The sequence below is a fragment of the Actinotalea solisilvae genome, from assembly GCF_016464425.1.
GTDB classification, from domain to species: domain Bacteria; phylum Actinomycetota; class Actinomycetes; order Actinomycetales; family Cellulomonadaceae; genus Actinotalea; species Actinotalea solisilvae.
This window is the reverse complement of record NZ_JADDKQ010000018.1, coordinates 25574-48441: the sequence shown is the minus strand read 5'-3', so window position 1 is coordinate 48441 and position 22868 is coordinate 25574. Positions and strand designations below refer to the sequence as shown.

General features: G+C 75.0%; 18 protein-coding genes and 2 tRNA genes. 14 read left to right on the top strand and 6 right to left on the bottom strand.

The genetic code is table 11. The features are described 5' to 3' along the window. The first annotated feature begins 48 nt into the window (after positions 1 to 48). From JIG38_RS14330 to JIG38_RS14290, 9 genes are all read left to right on the top strand, one after another. On the top strand, positions 49 to 1500 hold the full coding sequence (locus JIG38_RS14330) for an amino acid permease (protein ID WP_199424500.1): 1452 nt from the start codon (positions 49 to 51) through the stop codon (positions 1498 to 1500). 110 nt (positions 1501 to 1610) lie between these two features. Next, positions 1611 to 2135, top strand: a complete 525-nt coding sequence (locus tag JIG38_RS14325; protein WP_199424499.1) for a RidA family protein — start codon at positions 1611 to 1613, stop codon at positions 2133 to 2135. A gap of 157 nt (positions 2136 to 2292) precedes the next feature. Next, complete coding sequence (locus JIG38_RS21100) at positions 2293 to 4557, top strand: helix-turn-helix transcriptional regulator (RefSeq protein ID WP_199424498.1); 2265 nt, start codon at positions 2293 to 2295, stop codon at positions 4555 to 4557. A 214-nt stretch (positions 4558 to 4771) separates the two neighbouring features. Next, a complete protein-coding gene (locus tag JIG38_RS14315; RefSeq protein WP_233405039.1) occupies positions 4772 to 6436 on the top strand; it encodes a glycosyl hydrolase family 18 protein in 1665 nt (554 codons plus the stop codon). A 154-nt stretch (positions 6437 to 6590) separates the two neighbouring features. Further along, entirely contained in the window at positions 6591 to 7496 is a 906-nt protein-coding gene (locus tag JIG38_RS14310; RefSeq protein ID WP_199424497.1) for a hypothetical protein, read from the top strand. A 23-nt stretch (positions 7497 to 7519) separates the two neighbouring features. Further along, complete coding sequence (gene yidD / locus JIG38_RS14305) at positions 7520 to 7798, top strand: membrane protein insertion efficiency factor YidD (protein WP_199424496.1); 279 nt, start codon at positions 7520 to 7522, stop codon at positions 7796 to 7798. 80 nt (positions 7799 to 7878) lie between these two features. After that, the gene (locus tag JIG38_RS14300; RefSeq protein WP_307844945.1) at positions 7879 to 9201 is read left to right on the top strand and encodes a threonine/serine exporter family protein; all 1323 of its coding nucleotides are present in this window, start codon (positions 7879 to 7881) and stop codon (positions 9199 to 9201) included. A 96-nt stretch (positions 9202 to 9297) separates the two neighbouring features. Then, a tRNA-Ser gene (locus tag JIG38_RS14295) sits at positions 9298 to 9386 on the top strand. A 203-nt stretch (positions 9387 to 9589) separates the two neighbouring features. Beyond that, positions 9590 to 11398, top strand: a complete 1809-nt coding sequence (locus JIG38_RS14290; protein WP_233405038.1) for a carbohydrate-binding protein — start codon at positions 9590 to 9592, stop codon at positions 11396 to 11398. On the opposite strand, the gene JIG38_RS14285 is transcribed toward JIG38_RS14290, so the two are convergent. Beyond that, the gene (locus JIG38_RS14285) at positions 11385 to 12146 is read right to left on the bottom strand and encodes an EI24 domain-containing protein (RefSeq protein WP_199424495.1); all 762 of its coding nucleotides are present in this window, start codon (positions 12144 to 12146) and stop codon (positions 11385 to 11387) included. The two genes, JIG38_RS14290 and JIG38_RS14285, sit on opposite strands and share 14 nt — an antisense overlap. Before the next feature lie 107 nt (positions 12147 to 12253). On the opposite strand from JIG38_RS14285, the gene JIG38_RS21095 reads away from it, so the two are divergent. Continuing rightward, positions 12254 to 12880, top strand: coding sequence for a protein-tyrosine phosphatase family protein (locus JIG38_RS21095; RefSeq protein WP_199424494.1), 627 nt, complete (start codon positions 12254 to 12256; stop codon positions 12878 to 12880). A 20-nt stretch (positions 12881 to 12900) separates the two neighbouring features. Here JIG38_RS21095 and JIG38_RS14275 read toward each other — a convergent pair whose 3' ends face one another. Then, positions 12901 to 13809, bottom strand: a complete 909-nt coding sequence (locus tag JIG38_RS14275; protein WP_199424493.1) for a phosphotransferase — start codon at positions 13807 to 13809, stop codon at positions 12901 to 12903. A gap of 169 nt (positions 13810 to 13978) precedes the next feature. Here JIG38_RS14275 and JIG38_RS14270 point away from each other — a divergent pair. The 3 genes from JIG38_RS14270 to JIG38_RS14260 all read left to right on the top strand — a co-directional run bounded on the left by JIG38_RS14270 (position 13979) and on the right by JIG38_RS14260 (position 15679). Further along, a tRNA-Arg gene (locus JIG38_RS14270) sits at positions 13979 to 14051 on the top strand. Positions 14052 to 14317: 266 nt separating this feature from the next. Next, a complete protein-coding gene (locus tag JIG38_RS14265; RefSeq protein WP_199424492.1) occupies positions 14318 to 14917 on the top strand; it encodes a hypothetical protein in 600 nt (199 codons plus the stop codon). Positions 14918 to 15064: 147 nt separating this feature from the next. Continuing rightward, complete coding sequence (locus JIG38_RS14260; protein ID WP_199424491.1) at positions 15065 to 15679, top strand: hypothetical protein; 615 nt, start codon at positions 15065 to 15067, stop codon at positions 15677 to 15679. Positions 15680 to 15814: 135 nt separating this feature from the next. On the opposite strand, the gene JIG38_RS14255 is transcribed toward JIG38_RS14260, so the two are convergent. Together JIG38_RS14255 and JIG38_RS14250 are read right to left on the bottom strand one after the other, a co-directional pair. Next, entirely contained in the window at positions 15815 to 17275 is a 1461-nt protein-coding gene (locus JIG38_RS14255; RefSeq protein ID WP_199424490.1) for an outer membrane protein assembly factor BamB family protein, read from the bottom strand. Positions 17276 to 17365: 90 nt separating this feature from the next. Beyond that, positions 17366 to 18595 carry an aminotransferase class I/II-fold pyridoxal phosphate-dependent enzyme gene (locus tag JIG38_RS14250; RefSeq protein ID WP_233405037.1) on the bottom strand — a complete coding sequence of 410 codons (1230 nt, stop codon included), beginning with the start codon at positions 18593 to 18595 and terminating at the stop codon, positions 17366 to 17368. A 158-nt stretch (positions 18596 to 18753) separates the two neighbouring features. On the opposite strand from JIG38_RS14250, the gene JIG38_RS14245 reads away from it, so the two are divergent. Further along, positions 18754 to 19953, top strand: coding sequence for a low temperature requirement protein A (locus JIG38_RS14245; protein ID WP_199424489.1), 1200 nt, complete (start codon positions 18754 to 18756; stop codon positions 19951 to 19953). On the opposite strand, the gene JIG38_RS14240 is transcribed toward JIG38_RS14245, so the two are convergent. After that, positions 19940 to 20770, bottom strand: a complete 831-nt coding sequence (locus tag JIG38_RS14240) for an enoyl-CoA hydratase/isomerase family protein (protein WP_199424488.1) — start codon at positions 20768 to 20770, stop codon at positions 19940 to 19942. The genes JIG38_RS14245 and JIG38_RS14240 overlap by 14 nt on opposite strands. Beyond that, positions 20767 to 22803 carry a phenylacetic acid degradation bifunctional protein PaaZ gene (gene paaZ / locus JIG38_RS14235; protein ID WP_199424542.1) on the bottom strand — a complete coding sequence of 679 codons (2037 nt, stop codon included), beginning with the start codon at positions 22801 to 22803 and terminating at the stop codon, positions 20767 to 20769. The genes JIG38_RS14240 and paaZ overlap by 4 nt, the downstream gene beginning before the upstream one ends. Positions 22804 to 22868: the final 65 nt, after the last annotated feature.

The window sequence follows — 22868 nt, the reverse complement described above, 5'->3', positions numbered from 1 at the left end:
CCCACCCACCAGCACGGCCTTTCAACGACGAAGGGACCACCGATCTCCATGAGCACCACCGCACAGGAGAGGTCGTCGGTCGCCGAGCCACCCCCGCTCGGCACCGGCACCGCTCCCGCCCCCGAGCCGGCCGCCGGCACCGGACTCGTGCGCGGGCTGAAGAACCGCCACATCCAGATGATCGCCCTCGGGGGCGCCATCGGGACGGGCCTGTTCTACGGCTCCGCGACGAGCATCGGCATGGCCGGACCAGCCATCACCGTCGCCTACCTCCTGGGCGGCGCCGTCATCTTCCTCATCATGCGCGCGCTCGGCGAGATGTCGGTGCACACACCGGTCTCGGGCGCGTTCAGCCACTACGCGTTCGAGAACTGGGGCCGGTTCGCCGGCTTCTTCTCGGGCTGGAACTACTGGTTCAACTACATCGCCGTCTCCATGGCGGAGCTCGCCGTCGTCGGCATCTACGTGAACTACTGGATGCCGGACGTGCCCAGCTGGGTCTCGGCCGCCGTCTTCCTCGTGCTCATCACGGCCGTCAACCTCATCAACGTCAAGGCGTACGGCGAGTTCGAGTTCTGGTTCGCGATCATCAAGGTCGTCGCGATCATGGCGATGATCGGCTTCGGCGCGGTCATGATCGTGCGCGGCGGGGGCGACGGCGAGGCCGGCCTGGCCAACCTGTGGGCCCACGGCGGGTTCTTCCCCAACGGCATCTGGGGCGTCGTCACCGCGCTGGTCGTCGTGATGTTCTCGTTCGGCGGCGTCGAGCTCATCGGCATCACGGCCGGCGAGGCGGACAACCCCCGGCGCACCATCCCCAAGGCGATCAACCAGGTCGTCTACCGCATCCTCATCTTCTACGTCGGCGCCATCTTCGTGATGCTCTGCCTCTTCCCGTGGAACCAGATCGGCGAGGGCGGCAGCCCCTTCGTCATCATCTTCGACCGGATCGGCATCGCCGGGGCCGCGACGCTGCTCAACGTCGTCGTGCTCACCGCGGCGGTGTCCGCGTACAACAGCGGCCTCTACAGCAACGGCCGGATGCTCTACAGCCTCGCGCTGCAGGGCAACGCGCCGCGCTACCTCGGCAAGCTCAACAAGAGCGGCTCGCCGTACGCGGGCGTGCTCACGTCGTCGGCCGTCACGGCCGTCGCCGTCGTGCTCAACTTCCTCTTCCCCGGGAAGGTCTTCCTCTACCTCATCTCGGTCGCGCTCATCGCGGGCATCTTCAACTGGACGATGGTCGTCATCACGCAGATGAAGTTCCGCAAGCGGATCGGGGCCGCCGAGGTCCGTGCGCTCGGGTTCCGGATGCCGTTCTACCCGGTCGCCAACTACGTCGTCCTCGCGTTCCTCGCCGGCGTCGTCGTGCTCATGGGCTTCCTGCCGGACTTCCGGTACGCCCTGTACGTGGGCCCGGTGTGGGTCGGCATCCTCTACGTCGCCTTCCGGGTGAAGACGGCCGCCGAGCGCCGGCGCGACGCCGCCGTCCAGGCCTGAGCCCCACCCGCGGCCCCGCGTCCCTCCTCGAGCCGAGGGCGCGGGGCCGCGGCCTTCCCCGGGCGCGCCCGCGCCCTCGCCTCGTCCCACCCCAGCCCACGGAGCACCCCATGGCCACGACCACCGACACGACGTCGACCCCCACCGTCCCGGCCGCGCCGGCCGCGACCTCGCCGAGCGCACGGCTCGCCGCCCTCGGCCTCACCCTGCCGCCCGTGCCCGCGCCCGTCGCGGCCTACGTGCCCGCCGTCCGCAGCGGGTCGTGGGTCTGGACGTCCGGCCAGCTCCCGCTGGTCGGCGGCGCGATGGCCGCGACGGGCAAGGTCGGCACCTCGGCCGGGTGCGTGCCGCCCGAGGAGGCGGCCGCGCTCGCGCGCACGTGCGTGCTCAACGCGCTCGCCGCGGTCGCGGCGGAGGTCGGCGGCCTGGACCGCGTCCGGCGCGTGGTCAAGCTCGTGGGGTTCGTCGCGAGCGAGCCGGGCTTCACCGGTCAACCCGCCGTCGTCAACGGCGCGAGCGAGCTGCTCCGCGACGTCCTGGGCGCGGCCGGCGCGCACGCGCGCAGCGCCGTGGGGGTTGCGGTCCTCCCGCTGGACGCCCCGGTCGAGATCGAGCTCGTCGTCGAGGTCGACTGAGCGCCCTCGGCCGGTGACGCGCGATGGTCGCGCGACCACCGGTGACTCGTGTCACCCGAGGGGTTCTCGCGGCGGGTGACGCTCGCTAGGGTCGGCAGCGCAGGGTCGCGGCGCGGTGGCTCGCCACCGGTCGCGCGGCACCGACGAGGGGGTCCCGGTGGCTGTGGTTCCGCGCGCGGTCTCGGCCGGGGACCGCGCACGACCGCTCGACGCCCTCGAGGCGCTGACCCACCTCGCGGAGCACGGCCTCACGCACGTCGCCCCGCACGTCGCCGAGCTGCTGGTCATCTCGCTCGCGGGGGAGCCCGACGCGGTCGTCGAGACGGCGCGGTTGCTCACCGCCGAGCAGCTCGCCGGCCTCGCGCTCGTGCCCGACCCCCTGCCGGCCGCGCCCGCGGTGCGCCGCGCCGTGGCTCCCGTGCTCGAGGCCCTGGCCGACGGCGACCGGCGCGTCCTGCTCGTCGCGGCGGTGTCCGTCGCCGGGCGCACCGACGTGCTCCTGAGGGCCGCCGGGATCGACCTCGACGCGCTGCTGGGGGGCGGGGCCGTGGCGTGCCTCGACCTCGTGGCGGGCCGGGTGCGCGTCCGCGACCCGCGCGTCCGGTCCGTCGTCCACGACGACGCGAGCGTCGCCGAGCGCACCGCCGTCCACCGCCGCCTCGCCGCCGTCCACGAGGCCGACGGCGACGAGGACGCGGCGACGTGGCACCGCGCCCTCGCGTGCCTCGCGGGCGAGCCCGACGTCGCCGAGCCCCTCGTCGCGGTCGCCGGACGGATGCTCGCGCGCGGCGACGCGGTGTGGGCCCAGCGCGTCGCGCACGAGGCCATGAGCCACGCCGAGGGAGCCGCGCGACCTCGTGCGGTCGCCGTCGCGGGCCGCGCGGCGCTGCACGCGGGCCACGTCGCCGAGGCCGCCGACCTGCTGCGCGAGGCCCTGCGGACGTGCCCGCCCGAGGCCGCCGACGACGTCCGCACGGGCCTGCTCGTCGCGGTGAGCCACCTCACGGGCCAGGTGCCGCGCGAGCTGGTCGACCGGGACGGGTCGGCGTGGTCCCGGCTCGTCGCGCGCGTCCTGCACGCCGCGCGCGGCGACGCGGAGCCGCCGCCCGACAGCCCCGACGCCGCGCCCGCCCGGGGCCCGGCGCCCGACCCCGGCGTGCGGGCGCTCGCCGAGGCGACCGTCACGCTGCTCGCGGGACGCGTGCCGCCCGTCCTGCCTTCGCCCGCCGACGGCGACCCCGTGCGCGCCGCCATGGTCGGCGTGCTGCGCGCCGCCGCGCTCGCCGCCGAGGGGCAGGTCGACGCCGCCCGCGGGGCGGTCGCCGCGGTGCTCGCGGCGCTGGCGCCGCTGCCCGGCGACCGCGCGTGGTCCTCGGCGTCCGCCGAGGAGGACGCCCGCGCCCTCACGCCGCTCGTCGAGGCCCACGTGCGCCTCGGCGAGGCGCTCGTCGAGACCTGGGCGGGCAACCCGCCGGGCGCGCTGGCGGTGCTCACCCGGGCGTCGCTGCGGCTGCCCGTCGGGCTGTGCGTGCACGGCGCGGCCGCCGTCGTGGCGGGCCGGGCGTCGGTGCTCGCGCACGGCGAGCGCGGCGTGCTCGCCGACGCGCTCGAGCGTCTCGTGCCCCTGCCGCAGAGCCCCGCGGTCCGCACCGGCCTGCTCACCGACCGGGCGTTCGCCCTCCTGCTCCAGGGCGAGGCGCCCGGCGCGGCGACCCTGTTCGAGCTCTGCGCCGAACGCTCGTGCCCGGCCGCGCTGCCGCTGCCCACCCTCCGGCCCGACGAGGCCTGCCTCCTCACGCCGACGACGGCGGCCGGTGACGTCCCGGGCGACGCGGCCCCGAGCGCGGCGACGGGTGCGGGCGACACGGACCTCGTGACCGCCCTGGTCCCGACGGCGTGGGCGCGGCTCGACGTCGCGCGGGGCGCGCTCGACCGGGCGCTCGCCGTGGCGCTCGCGCTCGGCCGCTCGCTCGCGAGCCCCGTCGAGCACGGGCTCACGCGGCTCGTCGCGGGGCAGGCGCTGGTCCGCGCCGGACGCGCCGCGGAGGGCGTCGACCACCTGCGCGCGGCCGCGGGGCTGCTCGAGGGCGCGGGTGCGGGCGCCGTCGCGCGGCTCGCGGAGCGCCTCGTCGCGCGGGCCGCGGCGCCTCGTGCGCCCCTGCGGGTGGCGGGCGCCGCGGCCCCACGCCTCGTCGGCGCGCGGCCCGGGCCCGACCCGGCCTGGGCGGACGCCCTGACCGAGCGCGAGTGCGAGGTCGCCCACGTCATCGCCGACGGCGCCTCCAACCGGCTCGCGGCCCGTCACCTCGGCCTGTCGGAGCGGACGGTCGAGGTCCACCTCACGAGCATCTTCCGCAAGCTCGGCGTCGGGTCGCGCACCGAGCTCGCCCTGCTCGTCACGCGCGCCGAGCGCGCCGTCTGACCCGGGACCGGCTACGGGATTCCCCCTAGCGGGGCCGGCCGTGGCACGGGACCCGGGCGCCGGGACCGGGCGGTACGAGGGATCCCCGAGGTACAGCGGTGCGCGTCCCTTCCTACGGTGAGGCCCGTCGCGCGGACGCGGTGCCGGCCCACGCCTGAGGGGGCGCCGAGCGCGAGAGCCGCACGGCGACCCGTCCGACCAGAGGAGAGTCTCGATGAAGCGATTCCGAGCGGCCGTCGTGGCCGCTGCGCTGGGCGCGTCGATGGTGGTGCCGGCCACCGGCGCCGCGAGCGCACCGGTCCCCGCGGGGCCCGCCAGGGCCGTCGTCGCAGCCGTCGCGTGTACCGCCCCGGCGTGGTCCGCCGGCGCCGTCTACACGGGTGGCACCCAGGTGACCCACGGCGGTCACCTGTGGAACGCGAGGTGGTGGACGCAGGGCGAGGCGCCCAGCACCGGAGGCTCGGGCGTGTGGGCCGACCTCGGCACGTGCTCGACGAGCCCCGACCCCGACCCGGACCCGCAGCCGGGCGGGTGCACCGCCGTCGCGTGGGCGGCGTCGGCCGTCTACACGGGCGGTGCGCGCGTCTCCCACCAGGGGCGCGAGTGGCAGGCTCGCTGGTGGACGCAAGGCGAGGCGCCCAGCACGGGCGGCTCGGGCGTGTGGTCCGACCTGGGCGCGTGCGCCGTCGACCCGGACCCGGACCCCGACCCGGATCCCGACCCCGACCCCGACCCCGACCCCGACCCGAACCCGTCGGAGCCCGGTGAGTACGTCGTCGGGTACTTCGCGCAGTGGGGCACCTACGCGCGCAACTACCAGGTCAAGGACATCGAGACCTCGGGCTCGGCCGACCGGCTGACGCACATCATGTACGCGTTCGGCAACGTCCAGAACGGCCGCTGCACCATCGGCGACTCCTACGCCGACCACGACAAGGCGTTCACCGCGGCGCAGAGCGTCGACGGCGTCGCGGACACGTGGGACCAGCCGCTGCGCGGCAACTTCAACCAGCTGCGCGAGCTCAAGGCGCTGCACCCGGACCTCAAGGTGATCTGGTCGTTCGGCGGCTGGACGTGGTCGGGCGGCTTCACGCAGGCCGCGCAGGACCCGGCGGCGTTCGCGGCGTCGTGCCACGACCTCGTCGAGGACCCGCGCTGGGCCGACGTGTTCGACGGCATCGACATCGACTGGGAGTACCCCAACGCGTGCGGCCTCACGTGCGACGCGAGCGGCCGGGAGGCCTTCCCGGACCTCATGCGCGCGCTGCGCACCGAGTTCGGCCAGGACGCGCTCGTGACGGCGGCCATCACGGCCGACGGGACGAGCGGCGGCAAGATCGAGGCGGCGAACTACGCGGGCGCCGCGCAGTACGTCGACTTCTACATGCCGATGACGTACGACTTCTTCGGCGCCTTCGACGCGGACGGCCCGACGGCGCCCCACTCGGCGCTCACGTCCTACCCGGGCATCCCGACGCAGGGCTTCGACTCGTCGACGGCGATCTCCAAGCTCCGCAGCCTGGGCGTCCCGTCGGACAAGCTGCTGCTCGGCATCGGCTTCTACGGCCGCGGCTGGCAGGGCGTCACCCAGGCGGCGCCCGGCGGCTCGGCGTCGGGCCCGGCGCCCGGCACGTACGAGCAGGGGATCGAGGACTACGAGGTCCTCAGGTCCCGCTGCCCGGCGACCGGCACGGTCGGCGGCACGGCCTACGCGTTCTGCGGCGGCCAGTGGTGGAGCTACGACACCCCGCAGACGATCGCGGGGAAGATGGACTACGCCCAGCAGCAGGGCCTCGCGGGCGCCTTCTTCTGGGAGCTGTCCGGCGACACCCCGGACGGCGAGCTGATCCGCGCGGTGAGCGCGGGGCTCGCGCAGTGACGAGGGTGGCGGTGGCGCCCGCCTGACGGCGGACGACGACAGGATCCGGAGGGCCGGACGGCGACGTCCGGCCCTCCGGCCGTCCCCGGCACGTGCCGGGCCAGGGCGGTCGTGCCCCTTCCCGTAGCCCCGACGGTGGGAGGAGAGTGCGAGCGTGAGCCACGTCGGCACGCCCACGGGGTACGACCACAGCCGCACGGTGCTGGACACCTACCGGTCCATCCGGCTCGCGATCGTCCTGCTCGTCGTCCTCCTCGCGGCGGCGCTCGTGACGCAGGCCGTCGCCGCAGGCTGCTGGCAGACGTCGATCAGCGCCTACTACTGGACCGCCGTCCACAGCGTGTTCGTCGCCGTCCTGTGCGGCGTCGGCGTCTGCCTGCTGGTCTACAAGGGCAGCTCGCCCGTCGAGGACGCGGTCCTCGACTTCTCCGGCTTCCTCGCGTTCGTCGTCGCGCTGGTGCCCACCGGCCGCGAGCCGATCTGCGGCGGCCCGAGCCTGCCGCCCGAGTACCTCGCCGCCGAGGGCGTCCGCAACAACCTGCTCGCCCTCGTCGTCGCGGGCGTCGTCGCGCAGGTGACGTACGTCGTGCTCGTGCGCCGCGGCGCGGTGACGCCCGAGCCGAGTCGGGCGGCGGCGTGGGTGCGCGCCGTGGGCTGGCTCGTCATCGCGGTCGGAGTGCTCGTGTTCTTCACCGAGCCCGACCGCCTGCTCACGTCGGGGCACAACATCGCCGCGCCCACGATGTTCCTGGGCGTCATCGGCGTGGTCGTGCTCAACGCGCGGCAGGCGGGCCGCGCGCGCGAGCGGCGCGCGTACGCGCGGACGTACGGGGTCGTCGCGGCCGCCATGCTCGCGACCCTCGCGGCGATCGGGCTGCTCCGGTTCGTCGTCGCGCGCGAGTGGGACCACGCGGTCGTCGTCGCCGAGGCGCTGCTCATCGTCGAGTTCGCGGCCTTCTGGGTCGTCCAGACGGTCGAGCTGTGGCACGTCGTGGACCGCCGCGAGCTGATGCCGGCGGACGCGCTGGACGAGCGGGCGCCCCTCGTCGCGCGCCCATGACCGCCCGGGGCTAGCGTCCGGGGATGAGCCCTCTCGCGCGGGTCGTCGACGCGGCCATCGTCACCTACCAGCGACGCCTGTCGCCCCGGAAGGGCTACACCTGCGCGCACCTCGTCGCTCACGGCGGACGGTCGTGCTCGGCGGACGTGCGCGACGTCGTCCGGCGGCGCGGCGTGGTCCGTGGCGCGGTGCCGACGGTCCTGCGCTTCGCCGCCTGCTACCGCGCGGCGACGATGCTGACGCAGACCGGCGTCCGCGGCGTCTGCTGCTGCGGGCCGATCCCCATCCCGTTCGGCTCCTAGGGCTCCGACGACCGGCGGGCGGCGCGCCGCCACCGGCGGGGTCCCGCCCCGCCGCCCGGACGACCGGGGAGGATGGAGCCGTGCCCGACCAGCCGGACCAGCCCCACGAGCCCGCCGCTCCCACCAGCGCCGCGCGCGCGCACCACCGTGACGAGGACGCGCTCGAGCCCGTCGAGCTCATCCGGCAGTCCGGCGCGGTGCTGCGCATCGGCAAGGCGATGCTCGCGTCCGGCACCGGCAGCTACCGCGTCAAGACCGCGATGCAGCAGGTCGCGCGGGCGTTCGGCCTCGACCGGCACGAGGCGCACGTGACCCTCACCGAGATCACGGCGACGTCGCACCGCGGGGCCATCTTCCGCACGGAGGTCGCGGAGGTCCGCGCCGTGGGCGTCAACGCCCACCGGCTCGGCGAGCTGACGAACCTCGCGAACGGCGTGCGGCCCGGCGTGACCGTCGACGAGGTCAACCGCGAGCTCGACCGGATCGAGGCGATCGGCCCGCTCTACCCGGCGCTCGCCAACGCGCTCTTCGCGGCGGTCGCGTGCGGCGCGTTCGCCTACCTCAACAACGGCGGCCCGGTCGAGGTGGTCGGCGTCTTCCTCGCCGCGGGGCTCGGGCAGCTCGTGCGGCGCACCATGCTGCACCGCCGGCTCAACCAGTTCGGCGTGACGATGGTCGCGGCGGCGGTCGCGTGCTTCGCCTACCTCGGCTTCGTGCTCGCGCTCGACGTCGCCTCGGGGAGCGGCTCGACGCACGAGGCCGGGTTCATCTCCGCGGTGCTCTTCCTCGTGCCCGGGTTCGCGCTCGTCACGGGCGCGCTCGACCTCGCCAAGCTCGACTTCTCGGCCGGCGTCGCGCGCATCACCTACGCGATGCTCATCCTCCTGTCCGCCGCGATCAGCGTGTGGGGCGTGACGTGGATGACCGGGCTGGACACCGCGCCGACGCCCGCGGCCGCCGCGCCCTTCTGGGTCGAGCTCGCGCTCCGCACCCTCGCGAGCGCGCTCGGGGTGCTCGGGTTCGCCCTCCTCTTCAACTCGCCGCTCCGGATGGCGCTGGGCGCGACGGCGATCGGCGCGGTCGCCAACGTGCTGCGGCTCGAGCTCGCGGACCTCGGCGTCGCGATGCAGGCCGCGACGATGCTGGCGACGCTCGTCGTGGGGCTGCTGGCGGCGTGGGTCGCGCCGGCCCTCAAGATCCCCCGGATCACGGTGTCGGTGCCGGCGGTCGTCATCATGGTGCCCGGCGCGGCCGTGTACCGGGCCGTCGTGGGGCTCAACAACGGCGACGTCGACGCCGCGGTGACGTCCGGCGTGCAGGCGGTCTTCGTCGTCGTCTCGATCGCCATCGGGCTCGCGGTGGGTCGCGTGCTCACCGACCGCGCGTGGGCGTTCGAGCGTTGACGGCGGACCTCCCGAGGCGCGCCCGGTCGGTCCCCGCGCAGGTCACGGCCCGCTTTGCCCCTGCTCCGTCCGCCCGGGTACCCTGACCTGCACACTGGAGACGTCGCATAGTCAGGTCTAGTGCGCGACCCTGCTAAGGTCGTGAAGGGGCAACCCTTCCGTGGGTTCAAATCCCACCGTCTCCGCTCGTCGCCGGTTCGCCGGCGCGCTCGATCCCCGCACCGCCCCGGCCCGCTCGTCGCGCCGGGGCGTCGCCGTCTCCGCTGCCCGTCGCGGGGCTACGGGGAATCCACTGCAGACCCCCGCCGTCGCTCGGAGTAGGAACGTCCTCGGTGGTGACACGTGTCCGTCACGTGCGCCGTGGCTCCCGAGAGACGAAGGAACGCCCATGCACCCCTCCCGTCCGAGCAGCGTCGCTCGTCGTCTGCGGACCGCTGTGCTCGTGGCGGCGGCCGCCGCGGCGGCGGTCCCGCTCTCCCTGCTCACCGCCGTCGCGCCCGCGCAGGCCGCCGTGCCCCCGCCGCCGAGCGGCTTCACCACCGTGTTCAGCGACGACTTCTCGGCCCCGGCCGGCACGGGCCTCGACCGCTCGCGCTGGCTCTACGACATCGGCCACGGCTACCCCGGCGGCGCCGCCAACTGGGGCACCGGCGAGATCGAGTACATGACCGACAGCACGGCGAACGTCTACCACGACGGCGCCGGACGCCTGGCGATCACGCCGATCCGGGACGCGAACGGCGGCTGGACGTCCGGCCGCATCGAGACGCAGCGCACGGACTTCGCCGCCCCGGTGGGCGGGGTGCTGCGCGTCGAGGCGTCGATCCAGCAGCCCGACGTCACGACGGCGAACGGCGCGGGCTACTGGCCCGCGTTCTGGATGCTCGGCGCCGAGGCGCGGACGAACGCGGCCACCACGTGGCCGCGCATCGGTGAGATCGACATCCTCGAGAACATCAACGGCAGGCCGAGCCACTTCGCCGCGATGCACTGCGGGACGGCGCCCGGAGGGCCGTGCAACGAGTTCACCGGCATCGGCTCGGGCGAGCGGGCGTGCCCGGGCTGCAGCACGGGCTTCCACACCTACGCCGCCGAGATCGACCGCAGCGTGAGCCCCGAGCAGGTGCGCTTCTACCGCGACGGGTCGAACTACTTCACGATCTCGGCGAACCAGATGGACGCCACGACGTGGGCGAACGCCATCCACCACGGCTTCTTCCCGATCTTCAACGTCGCGATCGGCGGCGGCTTCCCCGACGCGTTCGGCGGCGGTCCGAACGCCTCGACCGTCTCCGGCCGGCCGATGCTCGTCGACTGGATCCAGATCTCGACCCGGGGCGGCGGCGGCACGGGGCCGACGCCCGGCGCGACCGGACCCATCCGCTCGGCCGCGGCCGGCACGTGCCTCGACGTGGCGGGCGGGAGCACCGCGAGCGGTACCGCCGTCCAGCTCTGGGAGTGCAACGGCACCGCCGCGCAGAGCTGGACCGCGTGGTCGGACGGCACGCTGCGCGCTTTCGGCAAGTGCCTCGACATCGACGCGTGGGGCACCGCCAACGGCAGCAAGCTCCTCCTCTGGGACTGCGGCAACGGCCAGGCGAACCAGCGCTGGGAGCGGTCGGGCACCGCGTGGCGCAACCCGGTCTCGGGCCGCTGCCTCGACAACCCGAGCGGCACGGCACGGGACGGCAACCGGATCCAGATCTGGGACTGCTTCGGCAACGCGGCGCAGACGTGGTCGACGCCGGGCGGCACCGTCCCGGGCGGGACGGGCGGCGGCACCGGCACCGTGAGCGCGACGTCGACCATCCAGGCCGAGCGGTTCAGCGCGCAGTCCGGCACCGTCACCGAGACGACGACGGATGCCGGCGGCGGCCAGAACATCGGCGCGATCGGCAACGGCGACTGGCTGCGCTTCGACGGCGTCGACTTCGGCAGCACCGGCCTGCGGACCTTCGACGCGCGCGTCGCCTCCGGCGCCGGCGCGGGCGTGAGCGGGATCGTCGAGGTCCGGCTCGACAACCTCACCACCCCCGTGATCGGGAGCTTCTCGGTGGGGAGCACCGGTGGCTGGCAGAGCTGGCGCACCGTCCCGGCCGCGATCAGCGCGACGACCGGCACGCACACCGTCTACCTGCGCTTCGTCACCGGCTCGGGGCAGGACTTCGTCAACGTCAACTGGTTCAGGTTCCGCTGACGGCCACGCCCGCGGCGGGCCGGTCGGGCCCGAGCAGGCTGTGCGCGAGGAGCGTGGAGCCCACGATCGCGGCGGGCATCGTCGCCACCGCCCCGCCGGGCACGAGGAAGCACAGCTGGGTCGCGGCGCCGAAGCCCACCGCGCGCAGGCGGTGGGCGCGGAGCAGGCGGTTGCGCTCGCGGCGGTCGATGCCGCGCGAGACGAGCGCGCGCGTCGTGAGCTCGTGCGCGAGCACCCACCCGGTGAGGACCAGGCCCGCGAGCCAGCCCAGCGCGCCGCCCACCACGGGGACGAGACCGAGCAGCCCGGCGACGAGGGCGACGACCAGGCCGCGGGCCACCATCGCGAGGCCGTCGACCGCGCCGCGCCAGAACCCCGTGTCGCCCGTGGGGACCGCGCCGGTCTCGGCCTGCTCGGTCGCGCGCCAGATGCGGTCGTAGAAGGGCTCGCCGATTGCGAGCGTCAGCCCGGTGAAGGTCACGACGACGAGCACGACCGCGGCGGCCAGGACGACGACCTGCGCCGCGAGCGCGACCACCTGCGGCCACGGGTCCGGCCAGGCGTCCGCGAAGCCGGTGAGCGCATCGCCGACGCGGTCGAGGTTGAGCACGAGCACGACCATCGCGACCAGGACGATCGCGCCCGCGACGGCTGCCGGGACCATGCCCCACGCCATCGTCGACGGCCGCCGACGCCAGAAGCCCCAGCCGCGCAGGAGCAGGCGGACCCCGCCGAGGAACTCGTCCATGACGCGCGAGCGTAGGGCAGCGGGCGGCCCGGCCGCGCCACCGCGCGGACGCCCGCGCGACACCTCCTCGCCATGCCGCCGTCGCGCGCCGGGGTTAGCGTCCCGGGGTGACCACCACCGCCCACCGCGCGCACGCCGTCCCCGACCAGGACGCCCCCGTGCACGTCGTCTCCGAGCAGAGCGTCCCCGATCAGGCGCGTGAGCCCGCCGAGCCCGCGCGGGCGCCCGGGGAGGCGCCGCAGGCGTCGACCGCGCTGACGACCGACGTCGTGGAGCTGCCGGGCGTCGCGCCCGCCGACCCGCCGAGCGAGATCGTCCCCGGCCGGCTGTGGCAGGGCGGGGTCCCGGTCGACTACGACTGGGTCCGCGCGACCGGGCTGAGCGTCGTCGTCGACCTGTCCGACGCCGACACCTACCCGCCCGTCGGGGCGACCGAGGGCCTGCTGTACCTCAAGGTCCCGCTGGTCGACGCGGGCGAGCTGCCGGACGAGGGGCTCGTGCTGCGCCTCGCCGACCTCGTCGCCGGCCTCCTGCGGGACGGGCACCGCGCGCTCGTGCACTGCACCTTCGGGCGCAACCGGTCGGGCCTGCTCGTCTCGCTCGTCGTGCGCGAGGTGCTCGGGCTCAGCGGCGCGGACGCCGTCGCGCACGTGCAGGCGCACCGGCGGGACACGGTCAACAACGCGACGTTCGCCGCCTGGCTCCGCGGCCTCCCGGCGCCCGACCTCACCTGAGCGCCAGTGGGTGCTGCTCGTCAGAGCGGCGTGTGCCACTCCGCGACGGCGTCGTCGAGCCAGTCGAGCGTGCGGCCCTGACGGCGGTCGTCCCACAGCCGGAACGCGACGCCGCCGAGCGCGGCGACCCGGTCGAGCACGACCCGGCCGTCCCACCCGCGCACGTCCGCGCCGTACGCGCGGCAGAACGCGAGGTACGTCGCGGCGTCGAGCTCGCCCGCGTCGCGCCGGCGGGCGGCGCTGCCGAGGTCGTACTCGCGCGGCGCGCGCGCGACCCAGTCGAGATCGATGAGCACGGGACCGTCCGGGCCGCGCATGACGTTCGAGGGGGACAGGTCCCCGTGCACGACGCCGACGCCGAGCGGCGAGCGGAGCGCCGCGAGCGCCTCGCGCAGCGCGTCCCGCGCGGCGAGCAGCACGGTCGCTGCCTCGTCGGGCAGGTCGACGGCCTGCGTCTCGAGGCGGCGGAGCGGCTCCCAGGGCGCGACGTCGGCGTCGTCGTGCTCGGCGTGGAAGCGGCGCAGGACCGCGCCGGTCTCCGCCCACGTGACGGGCGTCGGGTCGGCCAGCCACGGCAGGACGGTGACGACGCCGGTCGACGTGACCACCGGGCCGGCCTCGGCCAGCAGGGCGCTCGCGCTGCCCGCGAGCGCGGTCGCGGTCCGGGCGAGGTGGGCGGGGTCGGTGCCGGGCGGGTAGACCTTGACCGCGCGGTCCCCGCAGCGCAGGACGACCGTGCTCAGCGCGCTGACGACGACCGGCTCGGCGGCCGGGACGGCGACGGCGAGGCGGGCCTCGGCGAGCGCCGCGAGGGCCTCGGGCACCCCCCACCCGGGCTGGGGCAGGGGGAGCGGCTCGGGTGCGCCGACGACGGGCGCGCGGAGGACGGCGGGGCCCTCGGGGAGGGGTGCGTCGAGGGTCAGCGACATGGGTGCTCCGGTCGGGTCGTGAGGGTGGTGCCACCGCACGACGTCGACGACGAGGGCTCGTCCCGACCGGGTTGGGAAGAGGAGCGTACGTCAGCGCGGGCGGCGCGAGAAGCCCCGGATTGGGACCAGCCCGCGCGGGCATGTATCCTCGTGCGCGGCCCTGTGCCACGCGCCCGTAGCTCAACGGATAGAGCATCTGACTACGGATCAGAAGGTTGGGGGTTCGAATCCCTCCGGGCGCACGCGAGCAGGACAGATCGAAGGCCCCGACCGTCACGGTCGGGGCCTTCGTCGTCGGTGGGCGCGTCACCGTGGCGCACTGCTGCGACGGGTGGTGACGACGGCGTACCCACGAGTCGCCCTAGGGCGTCGCCTCGCCCTCCTACGAGCGACGGCCTGTCTCTGCGCGCAGGTCACAGAGGCGAGCGCGCCCCGTAGCGTGAGCTGGCGGGCCAGCGGAGGGCCAACAGTCCTGGCGCCTACGCGCCCGTTCGCCGATAGGACCATCATGCAGCGCCCCACCATCAAGACCGCCTTCGTCGCCGTGCTCGCTTCAGTCACGCTGGCCGCGTGCACACCCAGCTCCCCTGGTGGGCCGGCGCCGTGGAGCGAGACGCCGACGGCATCGGAGCCCGTGGAGGTCGAGTCGACGACCCCCGCACCGCAGGCCACGCCCGAGCTGGTCGCCGACGAGTTCAGCCAGGTCCTCGACGGGGTGCTGTTCCAGGGGACCGAGACGGCCCCGGTCCGGATCGGCACGGACACGCCGGGACAGCCGCCCGCGGCAGAGGCCGGCTTCGTGGCTGCGGAGGGGTGGGAGCTCTACCTCGAGCAGAGCGACAAGTACGCCGTGTCAATCATGCCCGGGTACTCCGACAACGTGGGCGGAGTCAGCGGGGGGCACTTTGTCGGGTGGTTCTGGAAGGTCTTCGGCTTGAGCCGGTTCGGTTCGGTCCGCGAGCTGGACAACTCGGGCTACCAGGCTGGCAGCTACCTCCCGAACCGGGAGGCAGCCCTGGCCGGGCCGTACACCGTGGACGGGCGAGTCCTCGACCGCGCGGAGTACATCCTGGTCCCGATCAGTGACCGGTACGCCGCCATCCCCTGACGGCGGCGTCGGTGATGGATCGGCGACGTCGGCGTCCTCGGCTTCGGCGGCGCACACAGGAGATGCAGGCCGCATAGCGCAGCCACGTGCGGAACTCCTGGGCCGGGTGTCCCGGGGATCGGGCACCCCTTGGCCGATAGGGGCAGTATGAGACGAGCTCTCGCCCTGACCGCCGCCGCGACGATCACCGTGGCGCTCGCGGCGTGCAGTCCCGTCGCAGACAGCGAGACGAGGCCGGCGAGCACCGCAGCGCCCGTGGAGGTCACCGCACCCCCGGTGACCGCCAACCCTGACCCGATCCCTGGCGTCGGCGCGACGATCACCAGCCACGAGGAGGCCGTCGCGGCCGACACGGCAGGTCTGGGGGTGTACATCACGAATGACGGCACCCAGCTCGTCATCGACCCGAAGGCACCGACCCCGCAGGTCGTCATCGACGAGGCCCGCGCCAGCGGTCTCGGACCCGTCGCGCCCCCGGACCGGGAGACGATGGACGACCAGATCGAGGTCCTCAAGAGCGCGTTCGAGCGCGCCGAGGCCGCAGGAAAGAAGGTCGTCTTCATCTTCCAGACCGGCACCTACGGCGACTGGGACGACGACGATCTCAAGGCCACCCACTACGGCGCCTACCTCCCGCAGGAGCTGCGCACCGGACCGCTCGGTGCGTGTGCAACCCCGCAGGAGCTCCGCGACAAGCTCCAGCCGCGCATCGACGCCCAGTCCGACCCCTCCATCTACGAGTTCGTCGACCTGACCGTCTGAGGGCGCCGGCGACCGCCCCACAGGGCACCGTCAGCAGTGGTTGCGCGCCAGCACGGTGGAGAAACGGTGCGCGGCTGCAGGTCGCCATGGTGTGTGTGTGTCGGTGCCGGTCGTCATCGATCTCGTCAGAGTCCCTCAGCCCGCCGTCGGGACGTCGAGGCGCGCGATCTCCTTGCCGCCCAGCGCGATCAGACCGGCCGGGCCGAGGCGCTGGACGGTCCAGGTGCCCTCGGGGAGCGGCACCGACCACACCGTCTCGCCGTCGGCGATGCGGCGGGCGACGAGGCGCGTCTGCCCGTCCTCGCGCGCGCCGAGCAGGACGATCCGGCCGTCGGTCTGACCCGCGGTGACGGGCGTCCTCGGTGCCCCTGCGGTCCATCGCTCCTCGCCCGTGCGCACGTCGAGCGCCCGCACCTCGACGGAGTCGCGCACGACGAGCGTGCCGTCCATCTGCACGACGCCCGCGGCCTCGAGCCCGTCCGCGGTCCACCGCTCCTCCCCGGTCCGGACGTCGAGGCCGACCGTCGTCAGCGGCGACGCCTGGACGACGACGACGTCGGGCACCGACCCGTCGGTGAGCGCGGGCAGGACCGGCGGGCCGGGCAGCGCGAACCGCGTCCGGCCGTCGGGGCCCGTCACCTCGCCGCTGCCGAAGGGGAACGCGCCGTCGGAGGACGGCTCCCACGTGAGGGTGCTGCCGTCGGGGAGCTGCCGCGTCACGGGATCCAGGGACGGGGGGCCGAACGCCGACGGGTCGACCGGTGCGACCTCCTCGCCGGTGTCCAGGGAGATGGTGACGGTGCGTTCCCCGGAGACGGTGAGCGTGCCGGTCGTCGCGTCGAACCAGGTCGCCCAGCCGTCCGACGCGCCGAGGACCGCGGCCATCGAGACCTGCCAGCGGACCGTGCCCGTGGCGGGGTCCCAGCGCGTCACCTCGACGGCGTCGCCGTTCGCCGTGGCCACGGCGACGTCGCCGTCGCGCACCTGGTGGTGGACGTAGGAGCCGGGCAGCTCGACGGCGACGTCACGGCGTCCCGTCGCGGGGTCGACGAGGGCGACCGTCGTGGTGCCGGCGCCGTCGACCCACGCGCACACCAGCGGACCGGCCGGGGCCGCGAGCCACGTCCCGGCGATCCAGACCTCCACCGGGCTGATGAGGCGCGGTGCGACGTGGGCGGTCGGGTCGGCCTCGAGCGGCGTGCACGACTGCGCCCAGGACGAGGGCCCGGACTCGGCGGACGTCCACAGCACGGCGCCGGTCTCGGCGTCGAGCGCGGACGACGCCCCACCGTCGCCGCTCACCAGGAGCGAGTCGCCGACCTGTGCGGTCACCCAGGACGCGTCGGCGCGCCAGCTCTCGACCGGCGCCTGGTCGAGGGCGGGCACCAGGCCCTCGATCGCCGCGAGCTCCGCCGCGCGTGCGCGGTCGCGGGCGTGCTCGGCCACGCTCGCCGCGCCCGCAGCGAGCGCGGCGACGGCGACGGCGGCCACGGCGAGGCGCCGGCCCACGGTCCGCCGCGGGGTCGTGGCGGCGGGTGCGAGGTCCGCGTCGCCCTCGTCGAGGTGCACCTCGACGACGTCGCGGGCGCGGTCCATGCCCTGAGGCTAGGCCGTCCGGACGCTCGCACCGGCGTCGTCGGCGTCCTGGAACCGTGTGCGTGCCGCGACCCGGGTCCGGTCCAGAAGTCAGCGCCACGGCGCCGACGCCGCCTCCTCGAGGGCCGGGAGGGCGCGCGTGATCATGTCGCGCGTCGCGGTGAGGCACAGGCGGATGTGCCGCGGCTGACCGAAGATCGTCCCCGCCATGACGTGCACCGACCGCTGCCGCAGCCAGGCCGCGAACGCCTCGGCGTCGCCGCCCGGCGCGGCGCCCCAGAGGTAGAACGTGCCCTCGGGCCGCACGAGGTCGTAGCCCCACCCCGTGAGGGCGTCGTGGAGCAGGTCGCGCTTGGCCTGGAGCTCGGCGACGTCGATGGTCAGCGGCTCGAGCGCCTCGACCGCGTGCTGCATGACCGCCTCGGGGAACGCCCAGCCGAGCGACGCCTGGACCGGGAACGCGCCGGCCCGCAGCGCGTGCCGCTCGCGCTCGGGCATGAGCGGCGACAGCGCGAGGTAGCCGAGCCGCTGCCCGGGCGCGAGCAGGACCTTGCCGTACGAGTAGTCGATGAGCGTCCACGGGTAGTGCGCCGCGGGGCTGGAGAACCCGATGCCGTCGAAGCGGATGCGGCGGTACGGCTCGTCCGACAGCAGGTAGATCCGCCGGCGGATCCGCTCCGACGCGCGCTCGAGCACCTCGGTGAGCGCGTCCCACATCGCCGGCGGGTACACCCTGCCCGTCGGGTTGTGCGGGCTGTTGACGACGACGGCGCGCGTCCGGGTCGTGATGGCCGCGTCGATCGCGTCGAGGTCGAGGTCCCACGTCACCGGGTCCAGGGGCGCCTCGACCGGCACGACGCCGGCCTGGCGCAGGATCGGGTCGTAGAGGAACCAGCCGGGCCGGGGGATGACGACCTCGTCGCCCGGGTCCGTGAGCAGGTGGAACGCGACCGCGATCGCGCCGAACGCGCCCGCCGTGAGCAGGACGTCCTCGGGCTCGAACGCGAGGCCCAGCTCGCGGCTCAGCGACCCCGCGAGGAACGCGCGCGGCGCCTCGTCGCTCGCCTTGTAGGCGAACCAGTCGACGGACCGCGGCTCGGCGCTGCGGCGCAGCGCGTCGACGAGGCCCTGGAGCGGCATCTCGTGCGGGTTGCCGAACGTGAAGACCGCCGCGTCCGGGTCGGCCGCCTCGAACGTGCCCGACGACGCGATGAGCGCCTCGAGCCGGGCGGTCCCCTCGGCCGCCGCGCGTGAGCGCGCCGAGACGGGGGTGGCGGCGTCCATGGTGCTGGTCGCGTCGGTACCGGTGTCGAGCCCCATCGCCCTGATCTCCTGTCCGGCCGGCCGTGCGCGGCCCACCCCCATGCAAGACCCGTCGACGGGTGCGCGTCCAGGGGATCGCGGCCGGCCCTCCCCGAGCGGCCCTTGATCGCCTACCCTCGCGACGTCGACGGTCCGCGGGCGAGCGAGGTGGCGCGATGAGTCAGGAGAGCCTGGTCGGGCACGTGCGGCCACGGGTGACCGCGCCGCTCTCGGGGCGGGACCCGTCGGAGGCGCACCGCGCGGCGACGCCGCTCGAGCTCTTCTTCGACCTCGTCTTCGTCGTGGCGGTCGCGCTGGCGTCCGAGGGTCTGCACCACGGCGTCGCCGAGGGGCACGCGGCCGAGGCGGTGCTGAGCTTCGCGCTCGTGTTCTTCGCCATCTACTGGGCGTGGGTGAACTTCACCTGGTTCGCGTCGGCCTACGACAACGACGACGTCGTCTACCGGCTCGCCGTGTTCCTGACGATGACGGGCGCGCTGGTCTTCGCGGCCGGCGTGCCCGCGGTGTTCGAGGACTTCGACTTCCGGCTCGCCGTGCTCGGCTACGCCGTGATGCGCGTCGCGCTCGTCCTCCAGTGGCTCCGCGTCGCCCGTTCCGGTGCGAGGCGGCGCGCGGGGGCGTTGCGGTTCGTCGTCGGCCTCTCGGCGGTCCAGGTCGGCTGGCTCGTGGCGCTGCTGCTCCCGGACTCCTGGTGGGTCCCGGTCTGGCTCACGCTCGCCGTCGGGGAGCTCGTGGTGCCGATCTGGAGCGAGTACGGCTCCCGCACCCCCTGGCACCCGAACCACATCCGCGAGCGGTACGGGCTGTTCATGATGATCGTGCTCGGGGAGTCCGTCCTCGCCGCCTCGCGCGCGATCCAGGCCGCGCTGAGCGACGGGGACGCCGGCCGCGAGCTCGCCCCCGTCGTCGTCGGTGGGCTGCTCATCCTCTTCGCGCTGTGGTGGGTCTACTTCGAACGGCCGGACGACGACCTGAGGACGCTGCGGCAGTCGTTCACGTGGTCCTACCTGCACCTGCTGATCTTCGCCTCCGTCGCGGCCGTGGGAGCCGGCCTCGCCGTCGCGATCGAGCACGCGACCCACCACGGCGAGATCGGGGACGTAGCCGCAGGGGCGTCCGTCGCCGTCCCCGTCGCGATCTTCCTGCTCAGCACGCTCGCGCTCTACGCGCGGCGCCCGGACGCGGGTCTCGGCCGCGTCGTCCTCCCGGCGGCGGCCGTGGCCGTGGGGCTCGCCGTCCTCACGCCGTGGCCGGTGCTCGCCATCGGCGTCGTGCTGCTGTGCCTCGCGGCGCTCAAGACCGTCGCACGCCTGCGGCGCGGCGGGCCCGGGCAGGCGGTCGTCAGCGGCCCGTGAAGCGCGGCGGCCGCTTCTGCTGGAACGCGGTGAAGCCCTCGGCGTAGTCGCTGGTCGCCGCGGCCGCGCCCTGCGCCCGGGCCTCGGCCTCGAGGAGCTCGCCGTCCTGGCCGCGGCGCGCCTGGAGCCGCGCGACGAGGTGCTTGGACTGGACGAAGGACTGCGTCGGTCCCGCCGCGAGCACCGCGAGCACCTCGCGCGCGCGGGCCAGCAGGTCCTCGTCCGGCACGACGCGGCTCACGAGCCCCACGCGCGCGGCCTCCTCGCCGTCGAGCAGCTCGCCCGTGACGATGAGGTCCATCGCGCGGTGCGGGCCCAGGCGGTCGACGAGCAGCGCGTGGCCGCCCGAGTCCAGCACGGCGCCGATGCGCGCGAACGGCGAACCGACCCTCGCGCTCCGGGCGGCGTAGACGATGTCGGCGCTCGCCGCGAGGCCCAGGCCGATGCCCAGCGCGGCCCCCTGGACGGCTGCGACGACGGGCACGGGGACGGACCGCACCGCCGCGAGCACGGGGTGCACGAGGTCGCGCAGGAACGCCTCGGCGTCGTCGGTCGCCGGGTCGACGCCGCTGATGTCGCGCCCGGCGCAGAACGCGCGTCCCTCGCCCCGGAGCAGGACGCCGCGCAGGCCCCGCTCCTGCGCCGACGCCGCCAGGTCCTCCAAGGCCTCGCGCAGGGCGGCGAGCGCCGCGGGGTCGAGCGTGTTGAGCCGCGCGGGCCGGTCGAGGACCACCTCGGCGACCGTGCCACCGCCGTCGGCGACGTCCTCGACGGTGCGGCGCACGCCGACGTCGCCGGTCGTCCCGTCGGCGCTCATCGCGGCCACTCCTTCGCCACGAGGGTCAGCACGTCGTACGTCGCGACCGGGGTGCCGTCCTGGTTGACGACCTCGGCGTCCCACACGACCTCGCCGTAGTCGGCGTCGACCCGCGGCGAGATCGCCTTGGCCGTGAGAGTCACGGTGAGCGCGTCGCCCGGGTACACCGGCTCGAGGAAGCGCAGTCGCTCGAGCCCGTAGTTGGCGAGCACCGGCCCGGGCTCGGGGGACACGAAGAGCCCGGCCGCGAGGGACACCACGAAGTAGCCGTGCGCGACCCGCCCCTCGAAGAACGGGTTCGCCGCCGCGGCCTCCTCGTCGGTGTGCGCGTAGAACCGGTCGCCCGAGAGGTCGGCGAAGCGGTCGACGTCGTCGAGGGTCACGGTGCGCGGGCCGCCGACCACCGCGTCCCCGACGCGCAGCTCGGCGAGCGGCTTCCGGAACGGGTGCGTGCCCTCGGTCGTGCGCGGCGCGCCCGTGACCCACGTCCCGGTGATCGCGGCGAGCGCCCTCGGCGAGCCCTGGAGCGCGGTCCGCTGCATGAAGTGGAGCACCGAGCGGATGCCGCCGAGCTCCTCGCCGCCGCCCGCGCGCCCTGGGCCGCCGTGGACGAGCTGGGGGAGCGGCGAGCCGTGGCCGGTCGACTCGGGCGCCGAGTCCTGGTCGAGCACGAGCAGGCGCCCGTGCCACGGCGCGACGCCGAGCACGAGCTCGCGGACGACGTCGGGGTCGGCCGAGACGACCGAGCCGACGAGGCTCCCGCGGCCGCGCGCCGCGAGGTCGACCGCGTGCGCGGTGTCCCGGTAGCCGATGACCGTGCACACGGGACCGAACACCTCGACCTCGTGCGGCTCCGGCCGGCTCGCGTCCTTCGCCCACAGGACGACGGGTGGCAGGAACGCGCCGCGCTCGGCGTCCGCGCCGACGACGTCGAACGCGTCCGGGTCGCCGACGACGCGCTCGGCGCCCCGGGCCAGGCGGTCGAGGTTCGCGCGGACGTCGTCGCGCTGGCCGAGGCCCGCGAGCGCGCCCATGGTCACGCCCTCGGCCGCGGGGTGGCCGACGCGGACCTTGTCCGCGATGCGCGCCTCGAGGGCCGCCACGACGTGCGGGACGAGGGGCTCGGGCACCAGCGCGCGCCGGATCGCGGTGCACTTCTGCCCCGCCTTGGACGTCAGCTCGGTGACGACCTGCCGCACGTAGAGGTCGAGCTCGGGGCTGCCGGGCTCGACGTCGCGCCCGAGCACCGAGAGGTTGAGCGAGTCCGCCTCCGAGCTGAACCGCACGCCGCCGTGCTGCACGGCGCGGTGCCCGCGCAGCAGGGCCGCGGTCGCGGCCGAGCCGGTGAAGGCGACCGTGTCCTGCTCGTCGAGCAGGTCGAGCAGCCCGCGGCTGCCGCCGACGACGAGCTGGAGGCTCCCGGGCGGCAGCAGGCCCGACGCGGCGATCTGCTCGACGACCGCGGCCGTGAGGTACGCCGTCTGCGTCGCGGGCTTGACCACGGTCGGCACCCCCGCGAGGAAGGCCGGCGCGAACTTCTCGAGCATGCCCCACACGGGGAAGTTGAACGCGTTGACCTGCAGCGCGACGCCGCGGCGCGACGTGTGCACGTGCTGGCCGACGAACTGCCCGGCCTTGCCCAGGCGCTCCGTCGCGCCGTCGACGACGACGCGGGCGTTGGGCAGCTCGCGCCGGCCCTTGCCCGCGTAGCTGAAGAGCACGCCGATGCCGCCGTCGACGTCGACGAGCGAGTCCCGCCGCGTCGCGCCCGTCCATGCCGAGACGGGGTAGAGCTCGGCGCGCCGCTCGTTGAGGTGGAGCGCGAGGTTCTTGAGCGCGAAGGCTCGCTCGTGGAACGTCAGCTCGCGCAGCGCGGGTCCGCCGACCGACCGCGCGTGGTCGAGCACGGGCACCATGTCGATCGCGTCGGCGCCCACGACGGCGACCGGCTCGGCCGTCGACGCGTCCAGCAGGGTGGTCGTCGCGCCGCCCGGGCCCTGCCAGCGGTCCCCGACGTAGCTCCTCACGGTCATGGTCACGAGGTGGTTCCTCCGTTCGCGCGCCGTCGACGGTGACGGCGGATCGGCGTTCGTATGCT